12 protein-coding genes are annotated in these 16854 nt (G+C 56.2%); 3 read left to right on the top strand and 9 right to left on the bottom strand.

Going from position 1 to position 16854, the window contains the following annotated elements; all coding sequences use genetic code 11:
* Positions 1-66 precede the first annotated feature (66 nt).
* On the bottom strand, positions 67-1440 hold the full coding sequence (locus SCARR_RS22400) for an MATE family efflux transporter (protein ID WP_168433538.1): 1374 nt from the start codon (positions 1438-1440) through the stop codon (positions 67-69).
* 191 nt (positions 1441-1631) lie between these two features.
* On the opposite strand from SCARR_RS22400, the gene SCARR_RS22395 reads away from it, so the two are divergent.
* Positions 1632-2792, top strand: coding sequence for a hypothetical protein (locus SCARR_RS22395; protein ID WP_136063861.1), 1161 nt, complete (start codon positions 1632-1634; stop codon positions 2790-2792).
* 133 nt (positions 2793-2925) lie between these two features.
* A complete protein-coding gene (locus SCARR_RS22390) occupies positions 2926-3219 on the top strand; it encodes an HU family DNA-binding protein (protein ID WP_136063860.1) in 294 nt (97 codons plus the stop codon).
* A 103-nt stretch (positions 3220-3322) separates the two neighbouring features.
* Here SCARR_RS22390 and metG read toward each other — a convergent pair whose 3' ends face one another.
* Positions 3323-5296: a methionine--tRNA ligase gene (gene metG, locus SCARR_RS22385; RefSeq protein ID WP_136063859.1), complete on the bottom strand. Its 1974-nt coding sequence runs from the start codon at positions 5294-5296 to the stop codon at positions 3323-3325.
* A 227-nt stretch (positions 5297-5523) separates the two neighbouring features.
* Here metG and hisA point away from each other — a divergent pair, with 227 nt between their 5' ends.
* Positions 5524-6279 (top strand): phosphoribosylformimino-5-aminoimidazole carboxamide ribotide isomerase, encoded by a 756-nt coding sequence (gene hisA, locus SCARR_RS22380; RefSeq protein WP_136063858.1) that lies wholly within the window; start codon positions 5524-5526, stop codon positions 6277-6279.
* A gap of 99 nt (positions 6280-6378) precedes the next feature.
* Here the strand turns inward: hisA and SCARR_RS22375 are convergent, their stop codons facing one another.
* The 7 genes from SCARR_RS22375 to SCARR_RS22345 all read right to left on the bottom strand — a co-directional run bounded on the left by SCARR_RS22375 (position 6379) and on the right by SCARR_RS22345 (position 16837).
* Positions 6379-6888 (bottom strand): WbuC family cupin fold metalloprotein, encoded by a 510-nt coding sequence (locus SCARR_RS22375; RefSeq protein ID WP_136063857.1) that lies wholly within the window; start codon positions 6886-6888, stop codon positions 6379-6381.
* Positions 6889-6998: 110 nt separating this feature from the next.
* Positions 6999-8471, bottom strand: a complete 1473-nt coding sequence (locus tag SCARR_RS22370; protein ID WP_136063856.1) for an alpha-L-fucosidase — start codon at positions 8469-8471, stop codon at positions 6999-7001.
* 11 nt (positions 8472-8482) lie between these two features.
* Positions 8483-10966 carry a glycoside hydrolase family 2 TIM barrel-domain containing protein gene (locus SCARR_RS22365; RefSeq protein ID WP_222846409.1) on the bottom strand — a complete coding sequence of 828 codons (2484 nt, stop codon included), beginning with the start codon at positions 10964-10966 and terminating at the stop codon, positions 8483-8485.
* A gap of 17 nt (positions 10967-10983) precedes the next feature.
* Positions 10984-12411, bottom strand: coding sequence for an SGNH/GDSL hydrolase family protein (locus SCARR_RS22360; protein ID WP_136063855.1), 1428 nt, complete (start codon positions 12409-12411; stop codon positions 10984-10986).
* A 19-nt stretch (positions 12412-12430) separates the two neighbouring features.
* Positions 12431-13954: an alpha-L-fucosidase gene (locus SCARR_RS22355; RefSeq protein ID WP_222846408.1), complete on the bottom strand. Its 1524-nt coding sequence runs from the start codon at positions 13952-13954 to the stop codon at positions 12431-12433.
* 22 nt (positions 13955-13976) lie between these two features.
* Positions 13977-15233 carry a glycoside hydrolase family 117 protein gene (locus SCARR_RS22350; protein ID WP_342803706.1) on the bottom strand — a complete coding sequence of 419 codons (1257 nt, stop codon included), beginning with the start codon at positions 15231-15233 and terminating at the stop codon, positions 13977-13979.
* Between the two features lie 2 nt (positions 15234-15235).
* Entirely contained in the window at positions 15236-16837 is a 1602-nt protein-coding gene (locus SCARR_RS22345; RefSeq protein WP_222846407.1) for an apiosidase-like domain-containing protein, read from the bottom strand.
* Positions 16838-16854: the final 17 nt, after the last annotated feature.

Raw genomic sequence — 16854 nt, 5'->3', positions numbered from 1 at the left:
AACTTTTTAATTTTTTGCGTCCGCTCATTCCCTATTTCAACTTTTCCTGCCGTCCCCGAAAAAAAACTAATGCTCAACCGGAATGCCGGGTTCGACCGAAACCGTGGCGCGGCGGTCGAGCAGATCGATGCTTTTCCAACGGCCGGAACGGAAGCGCAGCATAAAGCCGACTCCAAGAATGATGATGTAGAGCAGCGTCCATGCCCAGCTGACATACATCCCCGCCTTAAACACCAACACAATTACCAGCTGCCCGAGCACCAGGAACCCCCAGGCCACAACGGACTGGAAATACATCACAAAGTGCGTGTCGCCCGCCCCTTTGAGCGCACCGGAAAGAATGATGCCCGTAGCGTCGGCAATCCCCCAGACCGCCAGCATCATCAGGAGAATGCGCACGGCCTTGAGCAGCTCGTCGAACGGCACCGAAGCGGGAGCGTTGCCCTCGAACACATTGGTATAGAAGCCAGGAAAAAACAGAAACGTAATGCCGATGAAGATGATGTAGCCAATGCCGAGCTTGAGCGCCACCCACCCCACCCGCTCAGCGTCGCCGGGCTGATTGCGCCCGAGATACTGCCCCACCAAAATCGAAACCGCCATGCCCATGCCGATCATCGGCATGAAGGCAATCAGGTTGATGCTCAACGCAATGTTGCTGGCAATGTGGGCAATCGGACCCAAACGCCCAACGAGCAGCACGAAGACGGTGAAGGCCGCCACATCGAGAAACCAATGCAGGCCCGACGGCAGCCCGAAGCGGATCATCCGCTTGAACAGCCAAGCGTCGTAGCGCAGGTTCTTGAACGTCTGGAACTCGGCGTTGATGGACTTGGAAAAATAGAGCAGTGCAAAAATCAACGGGCTGATCCATGAGCCGATCACCGTCGCCCACCCCGCCCCGGCGATGCCCATTTCCGGGAAGCCCCATTTGCCGAAGACCAAGCAATAGTTGAGCACGACGTTCAGCCCGTTGGCGATAATGTTGCAGGCCATGATGACAAACGTTTTCCCGCGTCCGGAAAAAAAGCTGCTCAGCGCCGAGCTCAGCGCCATGCCGCCGCCGCACCACATCAGGATCTTGAAATATTCCTCCTCCAGCGCCAGCACCTCCGGGCCGTGACCGCTGATGCGCAGGGACCACAGGCCGATCGGCGTCAGCGCCATGATGAGCGGAATCGAAAGCAACGAAAAGATGATCCCCTGCGCCGTCGCCTTGGCGCATCCCTGCTTGTCGCCGGCGCCCCACATCTGGGAAACGAAGGTGTTGGTGAAACCCGCCAGCGCCATGAAGCCGCACACCAGCGTGAAAAACAGAATGCCGGCCGGAAGCGATGCACGGAACGCATCTTCCGAATACCACGAAAGGAATAGCCGGTCGCAAAAATTCAACACGGCAAACGTGCCGGAATTGATGATCAACGGCCAAGCGACCTTCATCAATTCCTTCCAGCCGCCAAACGGGCGGGGCTCTGTTTCGGGGGGGGGCATAAGGCGCGCAATCTACGCCCAAAGGCCCGGGGATGAAACTGGAAATGAAAATAAAAGATGCAATTTCACCCCCTCGGGCGGGAGAGATCAAAATACACAACGCATCGACAAAACGGCCCCTAATGCGTAGTGTCGCGGTCATGAATAAGCATTCTCATCTCCGACGCCGCAGACGGGGGCTGACCGTCGCCGGCGCCGTCCTTTTCTCCTGCGTGCTTTTCTCCATGTCCCAGACGGGCCAGCCGCCCAAACCCGTTGAGATCGACATCCTCGTCATGCATCCGGGCCTCAACCGGTCAGAGGCGACAGAATGGATCCTGTTCCAATCCTCGGATGAACAAGGATTTCCGGTTGAATACTATTTGGATGTTCCATCGGTCATTTGCGGCGACAGCCAGTGCGACATCATCACGGTCCGGCTGTTCTGGGATCCGCTGGGCAACGTTGTCCGCTACTCCTTCCCGGAGGGCGGAACCCTGACGAAGCGCGGCCATAAACAATTCACCGATGCAGACCACAGCAAGCTCCTGCAGATTTTGCAGGACCGGGAATCGTCGATGAAAAACGTCGCCGCAACGGATGTGGTCTCCCCCGCCGAAGCACAGACCGGCGATGAGATCGACGGGGCCTCCGGCGCTACCCTGCTCTCCGACAAAAGCGCTATTGTTCCCGGCGCGGTCTACACCTGCTACAACCTCTGGCATTGGGCCAACAGCGACATTCAGGAAACCATCCTCAGCATATCCGAAGATAAAATGACCAACGAACAGCTCCTGCAATACCTCGCCAGCGAAAGGCAGGAGCGCATGGCCTTTGCCATTGAACAGCTGACCGAGCGCGGCGCCGGCGACGCAGCAACGACGCAAGCCGTCTTTGAACTGGCCCTGCAAGGGAACGTGGAACTAGCCAGCCGAGGGCTGGAATATTTCGAGAGCCGCGGCGCCGACACGTATTACGTCGCCATTGAAAAACTCTTCGCCCAAAGCGCCGAAAAGCAGCGGGTGCTCTACCTCTCTTCGCTAAACGCCACCGACCTTGAAGCGCCGGCCGGATTCTACGACCGGCTCAGTACCTCGCTATCCTCCCTGGAAAGCTACTACGAAGTCCATCTGCTGCTCAACTTGATGAACGCGCGCAACCCATCGTCGGCCGCCGTCGCCAGCAACACCCTTCCCCTGCTCGAAAGCAAATCCTTCCTGATCGGCCGCAAAGCCTACAACTTCCTCATGGAAGAGGAACTGGCTCCGGAGCAAACCGCGCGGCTCGATGCCTTCCAACAAAAAAACGCCGACCGCCTTTGACCTCGGTTTTTTCGTTCAGCACAGATTGCTCCTTGCGCTCAACGAACAGGTTAAGCTATATCTATATTGTTTAGAACCCGCTCTGGCAGGTGCCGGAGGGGTCGTCTAAGGAAAAACACGTAGGAGTAAAAGAATGGCAAACCCAGCTACAAAGGCAGAGATCATCGCTAAAATCGCTGATGACGCAGGCATCACCAAAGTTCAGGCCAAAGCCGCGTTGGAATCTTTAGTTACGCAAACGTACAAAGGCGCTAAGTCTCTCGCCGGATTCACCATTCCTGGCATTGGCAAACTGATTAAGCACAAACGCAAAGCCCGCAAAGGCCACAACCCAGCTACCGGCGAACAGATCAAGATTGCCGCCAAGACCGTTCTTAAGTTCCGCGTCTCCAAAGCCGCCACCGATGCGGTGGTCGGCAAAAAATAGAACCACCAGCGATATCCGCCACCAGACGACGGATGAAAAGGAAGGCTTTCGGGCCTTCCTTTTTTTAGGCCCCATGAGCGATGCGACGGTGTTTAAACGCGGCTTATTTCACAGCTGCGCCGGGGCCGAGGTCGCCCTCGACGGTCACCAATTTCAGGTTGTCGCCAATGGAGGCGCAGAGGAGCATGCCTTCGGATTTTACGCCGCGCAGCTTGGCCGGCTTGAGGTTGGCCACGACCACGATGGTTTTGCCAACGAGATCTTCGGGCGCATAGTGCAGGGCGATGCCGGCGACGAGCTGGCGCTTTTCTTCGCCAAGGTCGATCTGCAGTTTGAGGAGCTTGTCCGCGCCCTCGATCTTTTCGGCTTCGAGCACGACGGCGGTCTTGAGCTTTACATTCATGACCTGGTCAAAGGTGATGAGGCCGTCGGCCGATTTTTGATTTTTGATTTCCGATTTTTGATTTTTCTTGGCGGGCTTCTGCTCTTTCGCAACGGAGCTGGAAGCTCCGTCTACTTTCTTTGCTTCGATGCGCGGGAAGAGCGCGCCGGGCTGGGAAATTTCGGAGCCGGGGATCAGCACGCCGAATTCGGCGAGCTTGCCTAGATGCGGCTTTGCATCGGCCATGCCGAGCGCGGTGCGCAGCTCAAGCATCTTTGCGGGCATGACGGGATAGAGCAACGCGGCGCAGACGCGCAGGCATTCGGCGGCGGTATAGAGGCAGTGCGCCACTTCCGCTTCGGAACCTTCCTGCTTGGCGAGGCTCCAGGGAGCGCGTTCCTGCAGATAGACGTTAATCTTGCGTACGGCCGACATGACCAGCCCAACGGAAGCGTCGAGCTTCATGTTGGAAATCATCGGGCCCATCTCTTCAGCCACGGCCACGGTATCTTTCCAAAGGGCGTCGTCGAGCGCGGTGTCGAATCCAGCATCTTTAGCAGGTGCTGGCATTTTATCGCCGCAGTAGCGGCTGATCATGTTCAGTACGCGGTTGGTGACGTTGCCGAGGTCGTTTGCGAGGTCGGCATTATATCGCTTCACAAAGGCTTCTTCGGTGAAGGAGGCATCTTGGCCAAGCGTCATTTCAGCGATGAGGAAGTAGCGGAAGGCATCGACGCCATAGTTGTCGATCATATCCATCGGGTTGACGACGTTGCCGAGCGACTTGCTCATTTTTGTACGGCCCGTCAGCCACCAGCCGTGGGCAAAGATGGATTCCGGCATTGCGACATTCATCGCCTTGAGCATCGTCGGCCAGTAGACGGTATGCGTGGTGAGAATGTCTTTGCCGATCAGATGAGTGGAGCACGGCCACCACTTTTTGAACTGCTCTTCGTCGGATTTGTAACCAACGGCGGAGATATAGTTGATGAGCGCGTCGAACCAGACATAGGTGACGAAATCGGCGTCGAACGGCAGCTCGATACCCCAAGCGAGGCGCGCCTTCGGCCGCGAGATGCAGAGATCCTGCAGCTCCTTGTTTTTCAGGAAGCCGAGCGTTTCGTTGGCGCGGAAGGCGGGCTGGATGAAACCGGGATTGGACTCGATGTAGTCGATGAGCCAATCCTGGTATTTGCTCATGCGGAAAAAATAGTTGGATTCGATAATCTTGTCGACCGGGCGGCCGCATTCGGGGCAGTTGCCTTCGACAAGATCCTTTTCGGTGAAGAAGCGCTCGCAGCCGACGCAATACCAACCTTCATATTCGGCTTTGTAGATTTCGTCGCGATCGAACAGCTCCTGCAGGGTTTCCTGAACCACTTTCTTGTGGCGCGGCTCGGTGGTGCGGATAAAGTCGTCGTTCTTGATTTCGAGGCGCTTCCAAAGCTCCTGAAAGCGGACGACGGTTTGGTCGCACTGCTCCTGCGGAGTGATGCCGTTGGCGTCGGCGGCCTGCTGAACCTTCTGGCCGTGCTCGTCGGTGCCGGTGAGAAAATGGGTCGGAACATCGAGCAGGCGGTGGTAGTTGGCCAGCACGTCAGCGAGGATGGTCGTGTAGGAGTGGCCGATGTGAGGCTTGTCGTTCACATAGTAGATCGGCGTCGTTACATAGTATTTGGATGGTTTTTCGCTCATAGCACGTCTCTTCTTCAGTTTTAAAAATCGAAGGGGCGATGATAAGGAGAACCCCGCGAGATACAAGCGTTGAATTGCCCGCGCCGCCCTGCTAGCCTCCTGCAAGTTCAATTGTTTTGGCAGAATAATTTCGTGGCAGAATAATTCCCCTATACAGCTGAGCAGAGAAAAATCATTCTGCCACTAAATTATTCTGCCCTGAATCCCCGTGCATTCCGTGGTGAAAAATGAAATTCAGACCCTGCATAGATTTGCATAACGGCAAAGTAAAACAGATCGTGGGCGGCTCGCTGGCGGAAGGCCAGGAGCCGGAAACCAACTTTGTGTCGGAGCACCCCCCGGCGTGGTTCGCCAAGCTTTACAAAAAAGACTGGCTGACCGGCGGGCACGTGATCAAGCTCGGCACGGGCAACGACGACGCCGCGCGCGAGGCGCTGGCCGCCTGGCCGAATGGATTGCAGGTGGGCGGCGGCATTACGGCCGAAAACGCCTTCCAATGGCTGGATGCCGGCGCGGCGCAGGTGATTGTGACCTCCTATATTTTCCAAAACGGGCAGATCGACGCCGACCGCCTAAGCAAGTTGGTGGCCGAAACCGGGCGCAACCGGCTGGTGCTCGATTTGAGCTGCCGGAAGAAGGACGGCCAATACCACGTCGTCACCGACCGTTGGCAAACCTTCACCGAAACCGTAGTAAATGCCGATTCGCTTCGGCAGCTAGCCGACTCTTGCTGCGAGTTTTTGGTGCATGGCGTCGATGTGGAAGGCAAGCAGCAGGGCATGGACGAAGAACTGATCGAGCTGCTGGCCGAACATTCCCCCATCCCGTGCGTCTATGCCGGCGGTGTCCGAAACTTCCAGGATCTGGAAAAACTAAATACCGCCGGGCAAGGCAAGATCGACGTCACCGTCGGCTCCGCGCTCGATATTTTCGGCGGCGCCCTGCCCTACCGCGATGTGGTTGAGTATTGCCAGAGCAACTGAATGCGCACTCCCCCAGCCAGGGGAGACAAGGCGTGGGGACGGATTCCGACCCGACGCTTTCCGTGTACAGAGGGCACCGGATCGGAATCCGGCCCCACATCAATACCCATCAATCAGACCTTCAAGATATGCCTCAGCCTCCGGGCTGTCTTCCTCGGGAGCCCACGGGGCGAAGGCTTTGTCGCCCGCCGCATCGTACGGCCCCGGCTTCACTTCGAAGAGCACGGTGTCGGCTTCGAGCGCCATGAAGCAGTGCCATATGCCGCCGTCGGTATCTACCCCGAACTGCGTGGAACCCGCTTTCAGTTTCAGCGCCTGATCCACTGCCCCGTCGTTGTTGAACGTAAGATAGAGCAGCGTGCCCGAAACCACGATGATGCTCTCGGCCCGGTCCGGCCTGTGGCGGTGCGGGCGGATGTAGCTGCCAGGCTGAATAAAGTTCAGCATCCGCTGCAGCACGTCGCCGTCCTGCTTGTGCAGGGGCTGGATAATGCGCCCGCGAGGGCTTTCGCGCGAAGCGGCCTTCCCTTGGGACAACATGGCCTCATCGACCGCAACAACCGCATTTGCAGGCGGGAACAGCGCTGTTGGATAGTTTGTTTCCGGCATTGGAACACTCCTTGTTAGGAAGTCTGAATATAAAGAAACCGCCTGGCTTGCGCAAGGCGGCTTGGTCTTGAAGCGGCGGCTTCCCGTAAGATAACCCTGCGGGCCAAACTTTAATCTTTTCGGGTGATTTTGAAGACGGTGGTCATGCCTCCGGCGGGTGCACCTTTGGGCACGGTGATCGACAGTCCTTTACCGGAAGCGGTCCACTTGACGGATTTGCCATCGAGCGTTTCCACTTTATCCACCTTGGCGCCGGCCTCGGTAAAGGCCTCCAGCGCGACCTGCTTGGAAGCCGGAACCCCGAGAAGAATGGCGTAGATGGTTTTGCCGTCTTTGGAGGCGGTGTAGCGGACATCCTTGGCGGAATATTCCAAGTTCAGAAACTCCTTGCGCGAAGCAAACCCGCCGCCCGGCTCCGCGGTGGGGCCTTCGGCGGCGATGACCCACGGACGGGTGCCGTAGATGGCCTCGCCGTTGGCTTCGAGCCACTGGCCAAGCCCGAGCAGCACGTCGCGCTGGTCCTGCGGAATGGTGCCGTCGGCCTTCGGGGAAATGTTGAGCAGCACCACGCCGTTTTTGGCCACGGTATCCACCAACGCATGCACCACTTTGTAGAGCGGCTTAATCTTGAGGTCCTGCGTAAAGCACCAGCTCCCGGTGCTGATGGTGTCGTCGGTCATCCACAGCTCGGGCAGCGCCTTGGGCTCGCGCGCCTTTTCGTGGTCGTTGATGGTGAAGTTGATCGGCATATCCTGCTGCTTGCGCACAATGGCGACCTCCTTGCCCCATTCATCGGCGGCGTTGAGGTAGTAGGCGGCGAAACGCTGGCGGTAGGTTTCCGGAATCCGGTCGAGCCAAGAGTCGAACCAGATAATGTCGGGCTGATAGTTGTCAACAACCTCCTCCAGCTTGCCGAGCCAAACCGTTTCGTTCCACTCGTCCTCCGGAACATTGCCATAGAGCAGGCGCAGCTCGGGGTCCTCGGAACTCGTATGCCAATCGGGATGGTAGGGATAGTGGCTGTCGTTATTCTGTCCATAGCCATCCTTCGAATTCCGCTGCAGGTTGCGGGCGTGGTGGAAGGTGGCGATGGTTTTCATGTCGCGCTTTTCCAACTCCGCGAAGAGTTCGCCGAGAACGTCCTGCTTCGGCCCCTTGTCCTTGGCGTTCCACGGCGTGATATCCGAATCCCACATGGAAAAGCCGTCGTGGTGCTCGGCCACCGGCCCAGCAAACTTGGCGCCGGACTTGCGGAACAGTTCCGCCCACTCCGCGGCGTCAAAATATTCTGCCGTGAACATCGGCACAAAATCGTGATAGCCAAACTCGGCTTGGTCGCCGTAGGTCTTGGCATGGTGCTCAAACTCCTTGCGGCCTTCACTATACATATGCCGCGGATACCACTCGTTGCCGTAGGCCGGAACCGAATAGGGGCCCCAATGGAAATAGATGCCGAGCTTAGCATCTTTCAGCCATTCCGGCGCCGCCTCGTGCGTTGCCAGCGACTCCCAAGTCGGTTCATACTTTTCCGCGACAGTGCTTCCTGCAACAGCCAGCGACAACAATCCCAATATCCACTTCATAATTTTATCCTTTAGTCCTGCTTCAATTCAACACGCGCGCTTTTCAATCCATCCGCCGAGGCGGTCACGGCCACGGCGCCCGGCGCATGGCCGGCCTGCAGCACCATCAGGCAGCGCCCTTGATCGGTCCGGCAGGTGTCGGACTGAAAGTTCTGGGTGCTTTTCGGAGATCCGTTATCAACGCCTACATTGCGGGCATCGCCCTCAATTGTAAATCTAGCCAAATGGCCTAGATGCTTAACAGGGACTCCATCGGCATCCACCAACTGAACCACGCAGTGCGCCACGTCAACCCCATCGGCATCCAGCTCCGTCTTATCGGCCGTCAACTGAAGGGCCGCTGGCTCCCCGGCGGTTTGCAGCGTTTGCAACGCGGTCTCTTTTCCACTGGTTCGGCCAACCGCCTTCAGCTCGCCCGCTTCGAACGGCACGGCCCACTTCATTAGACGGTCTTCGCAGTCGGCCAGCTTTTGAACGCCGAGCGACTTGCCGTTGAGAAAGAGTTCGGTTTCCTCGCAGTTGGAGTAGAGCTCGATATAAACCTGCTCGCCCGGCTGGTAGTTCCAATGGTTGACCACGTCCGGCCAGCCCCACTTGCGGGTGCGCCGCTTTTCAGGATTTTCTACCACTTGACCGTCCAGCATCAAATAGTTTGATTCGGCCAGCGGCTGCGTGGCGATGTAGACCAGCGGCTCGCTTTCCTTCCAGAAGGTTTTGAAAAACCAATAGTTCGGTTTGCGGAAGCCGGCGGTGTCGAGCATGCCGCTGCCGCTCGCCTTGGCGGGCCATTGCGTCGATTCGCCGAGATAGTCGATGCCCGTCCACAGAAAGACGCCCGGAACATGCGGGTTATCAAGCACGCCCTTCCACTCGTTCCACTGCACCCAGTTTTCGGTGCCGAGAATCATCTTTTCGGGATAGTTTTCGTGGCCCCACTTGTTGAGTACCGTGCGGTAGCTGTAGCCCACAATATCGAGCGCGTCGGCATAGCCGGAAAAATGGCTGATCGACGGCATCACCGTATTGGCCGTCACGGGGCGCGAAACGTCGATCTCCTTGATCCAGCCCGAAAGGTCGGCAGCCTGCTCGGCGAGGATATATTCCCCCTGATCTTCATTCTCAAACCGTTCCTTCATGGTCGGCGTATCCAACGGAGGCTCGTCCCAATAGTAGTTGACGTTGTTTTCCTTTTCCCAATAGCCGGTCGCGCCGCCATAGCCGGGATAGGTCCACTCGATTTCGTTTCCGATGCTCCACATGATGATCGAAGGATGGTTGCGGTCGCGCTGCACCATCGCCTTCACGTCGCGCTCCGCCCACTCGCCGAAACGTTCCGAATAACCTACGGTCCGATCGTCCGCCACCTTCTGGCCAAAGTTGTATTTCTTGTCCTTCGGATTGAACCATTCGTCGAACGCCTCATCCTGCACGAGAAAGCCCAGGCGGTCGCACAGGTCGAGAAACTCCGCGGACGGCGGATTGTGCGCGGTGCGGATGGCGTTGCATCCGCCCTCCTTCAGAATGCGCAGGCGCCGCTCCCAAACGCCGTCCGGCACCGCCGCGCCAACGCAGCCGCCGTCGTGGTGCAGGCAGACGCCTTTGAGCAGCATGCGCTTCCCATTCAGAAAGAACCCTTCGTTTGCATCGTAGCGGATTTCGCGAATGCCGAACGTCGCGCAGGCATTATCGAGCACGGTCTTCCCGTCCAGCACGTCCACAGAAGCCGTGTAGAGGTTCGGATGCTCCGTGTCCCAAAGCCTGGGCTTGGCGATCTGGAAAACCAGTTCAACCTCCTTCGCCTCTCCCGCCGCTAATTCGATATCCAATGATTGGGAACCGGCTTCTTGAACAGCCGTCTTAATGGATATTTTTTTCGCCGCATCCGATCCGTTGCAAACCGAACTCCTGACGGTCACTTCGCTGCCTTTGGTGGTTACAAAGACGCCGTGCTGTTGAATGTGAACGAGGTCGTGCGTCACCAGTTTGACGTTGCGGTAGATGCCGGAGCCCGGATACCAGCGGCAGTCTAAATAGGCCGTGCGGTCGGCCTTCACCGCGATGGTGTTTTCGCCTCCATAGTTCAGGTGCTTCGACAAATCATAGCTGAACGGCGAATAGCCATACGGGTGCATGCCCAAATGATGGCCGTTGATCCAAACCTCGGAGTTGCTGTAGACGCCGTCAAAGTCAACCCGCACCACCCGGCCCTTGCTCGACGCGGGAACCGTGAAGGTTTTGCGGTACCAGCCGATGCCGCCCGGAAGAAAGCCCGTGCAGCCGCCCGCGTCTTCTGTGGTGAACGAAAGCTCCACGCTCCAGTCGTGCGGCAGCTGTACGCCGCGCCAGGCGGCGTCATCATACGCAGCACCTTTCGCCTCCGTCACATCGCCAAGGTTAAATTTCCAATCCGCGTTGAAATTATCAACGGCCCTGCTTTCTGCATGTGCTGCCATAACGATGGTTCCTGTAAGAATCGAGATAATGATCCGTTTCATGATTTTCCAATGGTTGATTATTTCTTTCGAGAGAGAGAGATCGTGCGAGGCAAAGGCTGGGCCGCCGCATACAACGGCCCCGTCATCTGATCGAGCTCCAGAATAAGTTCGTCATACCGATCGACGTTCTCGGCGTAGGTTCTGAGCTGCCCCTTCACATAATCCGACGTTGCGCCCCAAAGACCTTCAGGCGCATCGCCAGCCTCGATCCGGGCAATCATCGCCTTGGAGGCCTCAACGTTGTCGGCATCAAAATCCTTGATGGTTCGGAGGTGGCCGATGGCCCATACGATCCGCCGGATTTTTCCCGCCAGCTGCGCACGCTTCTGGCACAGCGCCAGCACGGCGTTGGCCTGAGCCATCTGGGGCGCCTTGTCCAACAGGGCCAGATTGATTCCTGCGGCGCATTCCTCGGCGGAAACATCACCCTGCGCAACCTCGTCGATACGCAGTTCATAGGTTCCCTTTTTCAGGCCGCGAACCTTCAACAGCTCCTGATTGAACTCCGATTCAAAAGGGATCAGATCGCCCACTTTTTCATAGGGCCCGCGCGGAAACGGCAGCGCTTTTGCCGTGTATGTGAAGCGAAGCATCGTCCGGCTGGCCATCAGCTCCGATACGCTGCAATTCACCGCCTCCGCAACCCTTGCTTTTTTAGCATCGATGCCCACCTCTGCAACCGGCCCTTCCAGCCCTTGGGATTTCAGAAAAACATAGGCCATGACCATATGACCACCTGCGCCCGGATGAACGCGGTCATTCCCAACAATGGAAAAAGCCGGATCGGCCGTTTGCCGCCGGGCATTTATTTCGAGCATCGGCGTGTTAAAGTCAATCACCGGATAGTCGCGCTGGGCCGATTCAACATCAATCACCTCTTCGCCCAACGCAACGAGCGCGTCGTTTTTCCCAATGCCGAATTTGAGCAGATTTTCTTTCGCCTTTTCGTTCACCATCGTCTGGTCGTAGGGCGACGGCTTGATCAGCGTGATTCGGTCGATCCCCAGCGTCTCAAGGTTGTCGAGCAGCGTGGCATAGTTGTGTTTATACCATTCGAGCTGCTGGGCGTTCTGCGCTTCCAGCGCCTTTTTGGTTTCCAGCGCCAAGAAATGACCACCGCCGACATCGTTCATGCCGAGCATGACCGTAGCGGCCGTCGGCTTATACACCCGCACATCGCTTTCCCAGATGCCGCCGCCCTCAGCCGTTGAACGCTGATAGCCGCCCCGCGCCGTATCGCCGCTGATGCCCACATTAAAACAGGACACATTACGCGCAGGAAAGCGTGTGGCATAGAATGCCTGAACGAACGTGTGGTAGCTCCCGCCATGCGTAATGCTGTCGCCGACAAAGGCTACACGGTCATTCTGTCTAAACGGCTCCGCGCCCCACACCAGCAGAGGTGCGAGCGCGGCGAGGATAATAGGACGGGACCATTTTTTCATAGTTCGGTTTCCTTGCAACCTACCAATGCTTGAACAGGAAAGGCTCTGGATCAAAATTCTTTCCAAACGTCACCTTTACCACATCCGTAATGCTGCCGGCTTTCAGTTGCTCTGGGATGGAGAAGCTCAGTGTTTCGTTTTCATACGTGAACGGAAGCTTGTCGCCGGTACGAAGCAGCGTAACGGACTTCGGTTTCACCGCACACTCGTTCAATACAACCGGGTCTTTATCCGTGGCTTCCTCTTTGCGGGCATGGAAATACCAAACGCGGTCTTTGCAGGTGATCGGCACATTGCAGAGTTCCGGCCACGGCCCGCCACCGTTGATGCCGAATACAGACTCTTCGTTGGTTTTCATCCATTCTTCCATATCATCGAACAGGCGCCAGACCTGATCCTGATAGGTACCGTCCGGACGAGGTCCGATGTTGGCCAGAAGGTTGCCGCCCATGCAGCGGGCTTCGGCAAATTTGCGCAGTACTTCATCGGAGGGATAAATCTCTTCGCCCATGCGCTGATCGTAGTGCCAAGACCCCTTCTGAATGATGGAGTTTACTTCCCACCACCAGCCGTTCTCAAGAATCGGTTTAATGTATTTCGGATCAGACATGCCGAAGCCTTCCGCCGTTGCGTGGTCTCCGCTGGCCGAATCGCGGTTGTTGCAAACAATGCCGGGACGCAGCTGGCGGATCAGTTCAACCGACGCGCCGTGGCCGCCGTCGCCCCACCAGATGTCGGGATCAAATTTGGCAATCAGCTCTTTCACCTGGTTTTCATTATAGTCGCAATAGGCCGCCCACATGTGCTGCGGCTCTTTCGGCAGCGACTTCACCCACTCGCCCTTGTAGTTCATCAGCTTGTTCGGATCGAAACTAAAATTCATGTAGTCGCGGATGAAGTACCAATCCATCCCGGAATAGTAGAACCCGACCTTCAGGCCGTTATTACGGCAGGCTTTTACAAACGGATCTACAAGATCCCACCCATCCAGATACTGACGCACGCCCATCAGCGCATAGTCGGAATCCCACAGCGCATAACCGTCGTGATGCTTGGTCGTCAGAACCGCATATTTAAAACCTGCTCTCTTCGCGCCCGCCATCCATTTTTCCGGATCATACTTCGTCGGGTTGAAGGTGTTGGCCGCATCCCAGATTTCCTGCTGCGGATGAAACTCGCCCCTATCCTCGCGAGCCTGCGTCCAGCGACCCGCCCAGGCTTCGCCGGTTTTGTCGAATTCACTGACAATGCCCCAATGCATAAAAATACCCAACCCGGCTTCCGGCCACCACTGTGCATCCGGATGCTGCGTCCGCTCGCGACGCACCTGCAGCTTCTGGTTTTTGGATTGGTTCCAGCCCGGCCAGTAATAATAGGTATGGCCGTTTTCTTCGACAATCTTCGGCGCCAGCTCGCCAGTGTTTTTATCTGAATATGCCGCCGCGCTTCCATCCACGTTCTGCTGCTCCGACGGCTTTGCGGCCACCGAAGCCACGCACCATGCCCCCATGCTCACCAAAATGGCCAATTGCTTCCACGTCATGTTGTTCACCAAGTTTAAAAAACTACTGTGTTTGTGATTCTTTGAACCGCCGGTTCTCTTCTTCAATCCGTTTTTTCGTATCTCCCCTGAGTCCTTGCGAATAATAGACCTCAGGTTTGAGATACAACCCAGTCTTTTTCAGATGCGGATCGTGGACATCCAGGCTAAGATCACAATCGAAGCGAGTCAGGTTTGAATGGTTGTTTTTCCAGCCGTTCACCGCCGTGAAATGAGAAATGCCCCAAGTGATGCCACGACGGTTTTTACCATCGACGAACGCATCCGGGATAAACGGCCCGCCGGCACGGGGGGTCATGTTGACGACCGATGCGATCTCAAAGTTCACGCCGTCTTCTGCGAACTGAATGGTCGAATGCTCGGTGCCGTCGTGAATAACAATCGCCGCAATTCCATCGCGGAACGGAAAAAGCGTGGTTTCATGACCGGAATTGATAACCGGATTCAACGGATGCTTTTTAAACGGCCCCAGCGGATCGTCGGCAATGGCCAGTCCCTGCATGCGGACCTTGTTGGGATCTCCGTCGGAATCGGCTTTGTAGTAGAGATAGATTTTACCGTTATACACCAGTGGATAGGGATCGTGGATCGTGTATTGATCCCATGAACCTTCCGGGCCGTTTGGAATCACCACGTCCTTATGCGGCGACCAAGGTCCGTCCGGTGAGTCCGCATAGGAAACGGCAACAGGGCAATAGTCCCCTCGTTTTCCACTGGCTTCGAGAAAGGCCTGATAATAGAGATAATACTTCCCTTCCCAAACCAAAATATCGGTTGTGGCCACGGATCGCCAACCGACTGCCGGCTTCGGAGGGCGCGGCACCGCGACGCCCTGCTCTTCCCAAGTAAAACCGTCATCACTGGTGGCATAATAGATGTCGCACAGATCCCAGTCCGCCGACGGGATAGTGTCGGTGCACTTAGCCGCACCCATCGGCTTGCTCGGCGTATTCCGATACGTGTACCACACATAATATTTCCCGTTGGCAAAGATTACTTTGGATGGATCGCGGCGAGTCACTGTGCCGTCACCTCCGTTGTAATCAAAGCCCTCCAGTTTCGTATACTTAAACTGCGTAAACAGTTCATTGTGCTCCGGCCGAGGCGCTTCATAATTTGTATAGAGCCGCTCCATCGCCGCGCTCAGCTCCATGTCGGGCTTTTCTTCCGGCAACACAAATGGAAAATTCGGCTGCCGCTGTGTCGGTGTTGAACATCCGACGATGAATGCAACAAATGCGCCGTTAACAATCCAAGCCATCTTCATTGCACCACCTCCAATATTAATATCCTAAATCCTTCGCCCTCGGGTTTGTTGAAACTGAGCCATTTGGTGAGTTTTTTCCGAATGGGTTTTTCATACACCCCGGTAAACGGATCAAACCATGTGGCCGTCACAAAATCGCCTTCCAACACGCCGGGCTTGAGGCCGAGAAAATCATTTTCCTTGGGCACATAATAAACGATGCGGTCCTTGCCGTCATGCAGGGCGAATCCGCTGTTGCTTTTTTTGTCGCCGGCTTTCAGGCTGCCCAGATCATAGCGTTTAACCAGCTCGCTCATATGCCGGTAATACTCCAGCTTCGGACGCTGCTCTTCCGGCAGTTTTCCAAGGTCTGGAATAATCACGTTCCACGCCGCGCCCTGCCAGTAATGCGAAGGATAGGTTCCAGCAAACACACATTGATACGCCCGTTCCAGACAGACGTCCGGGCGGGTGTACGCACCGTTAAACACGACATACGGCGAGCGTTCATAACCGCCGTGCTCAATATTCAGGATCGGCTTGCCCGGAAAATCTGCCCGCACTTTGGTCATGATGCTGTGCAGCTCTGAGCCCCATAGCTGAACAGAAATAAAATCGAGCTTTTCAGGAAAACGGCCGCAATAGCCATAGTCATGCACCGTAACCAGCCGCTGATGCGTATCCAGTTTCCGAAGCCGTTCGATGCGTCGGGTAATGTAGCCGACATCGCTGTGCCCGTAGCCCAGCGCCTCTTTCGAAATATCCCAGACCATATTCGGGAATGCCTGATAGCGCTTCACCACATAATCAAAATAGCGGTTGTCTTCGGCCGAATCCGCTTCGGGCCAGTTCACTTCTTTGTTCCAGACATAAATCATCAGGTGCGAAGCGATGCCTTTGTCGTTCAGATATTCGACCACCCGGTCCAGCCGCTTGAAATATTCAATGTTCAGCTTTGAGTGGTCCGGCACTTCGTTGCTGCCGAAGAACGGGAAAACCGAGGGATGCCCATATTCATGCTCCGGCTTAAGTTTATCATCCTTTTTCCAGGTCACATCATAGGCAAAGGCATTCATGATCACCTGGTTGTATCCGTTCTCGGCCACGGTATTGACAAAGGTGCGCGTCACTGGAATATCATCCAGATTCTCCGCATCCAGCGCAAAGAGCCAGTCGACTTCGAAGCAGATCGGATAGTAGGACTCCCCGTTCTCGTAAACAAAGTTGCGAGGCTGTTTCGGATCAATTTTAATCCCGCCCTTGCGTCCCTCTTTCGGTGCATCAACCGTCAACTTTCCCGAAAGCCCATCGAGCTCCTTGATCGAAGAAGAAAGCTGATAAGTCCAATCCCCCTCCGCCGAAGCGGTGAAGCGCAGCGTGTAGGTTTTTCCGCCGTCATAAAACCCGTGCACGTTCAAAACCTCGCCGCCTTTTTTCAGCTCGGCCGTCAGCACTGCGTCTTCCGGCTGAGCCGTCAGCGTAGAAACCGGGAAATGGATATCCACCACTTCCCACTGATTCGCCCGTTTTGTTTTCATTGAATGCTCCAAGGTCTGAATGGCCGCTGCCTGACCGGCCACAAACATCATCAATACTAATCCAAGCAACAACTTCATCATGCTCCTCCTAATAAAAA

It is taken from the genome of Pontiella sulfatireligans (assembly GCF_900890705.1).
Taxonomy (GTDB): Bacteria; Verrucomicrobiota; Kiritimatiellia; order Kiritimatiellales; family Pontiellaceae; genus Pontiella; species Pontiella sulfatireligans.
This window is presented reverse-complemented; position numbering and strand designations above follow the sequence as displayed.

What these genes read in the sequence shown, in the direction of transcription:
- SCARR_RS22400 (WP_168433538.1), bottom strand. Translation starts at nt 1,440, where the DNA reads ATGAAGGTCGCTTGGCCGTTGATCATCAATTCCGGCACGTTTGCCGTG.
- SCARR_RS22395 (WP_136063861.1), top strand. Translation starts at nt 1,632, where the DNA reads ATGAATAAGCATTCTCATCTCCGACGCCGCAGACGGGGGCTGACCGTC.
- SCARR_RS22390 (WP_136063860.1), top strand. Translation starts at nt 2,926, where the DNA reads ATGGCAAACCCAGCTACAAAGGCAGAGATCATCGCTAAAATCGCTGAT.
- metG (WP_136063859.1), bottom strand. Translation starts at nt 5,296, where the DNA reads ATGAGCGAAAAACCATCCAAATACTATGTAACGACGCCGATCTACTAT.
- hisA (WP_136063858.1), top strand. Translation starts at nt 5,524, where the DNA reads ATGAAATTCAGACCCTGCATAGATTTGCATAACGGCAAAGTAAAACAG.
- SCARR_RS22375 (WP_136063857.1), bottom strand. Translation starts at nt 6,888, where the DNA reads ATGCCGGAAACAAACTATCCAACAGCGCTGTTCCCGCCTGCAAATGCG.
- SCARR_RS22370 (WP_136063856.1), bottom strand. Translation starts at nt 8,471, where the DNA reads ATGAAGTGGATATTGGGATTGTTGTCGCTGGCTGTTGCAGGAAGCACT.
- SCARR_RS22365 (WP_222846409.1), bottom strand. Translation starts at nt 10,966, where the DNA reads ATGAAACGGATCATTATCTCGATTCTTACAGGAACCATCGTTATGGCA.
- SCARR_RS22360 (WP_136063855.1), bottom strand. Translation starts at nt 12,411, where the DNA reads ATGAAAAAATGGTCCCGTCCTATTATCCTCGCCGCGCTCGCACCTCTG.
- SCARR_RS22355 (WP_222846408.1), bottom strand. Translation starts at nt 13,954, where the DNA reads ATGACGTGGAAGCAATTGGCCATTTTGGTGAGCATGGGGGCATGGTGC.
- SCARR_RS22350 (WP_342803706.1), bottom strand. Translation starts at nt 15,233, where the DNA reads ATGGCTTGGATTGTTAACGGCGCATTTGTTGCATTCATCGTCGGATGT.
- SCARR_RS22345 (WP_222846407.1), bottom strand. Translation starts at nt 16,837, where the DNA reads ATGATGAAGTTGTTGCTTGGATTAGTATTGATGATGTTTGTGGCCGGT.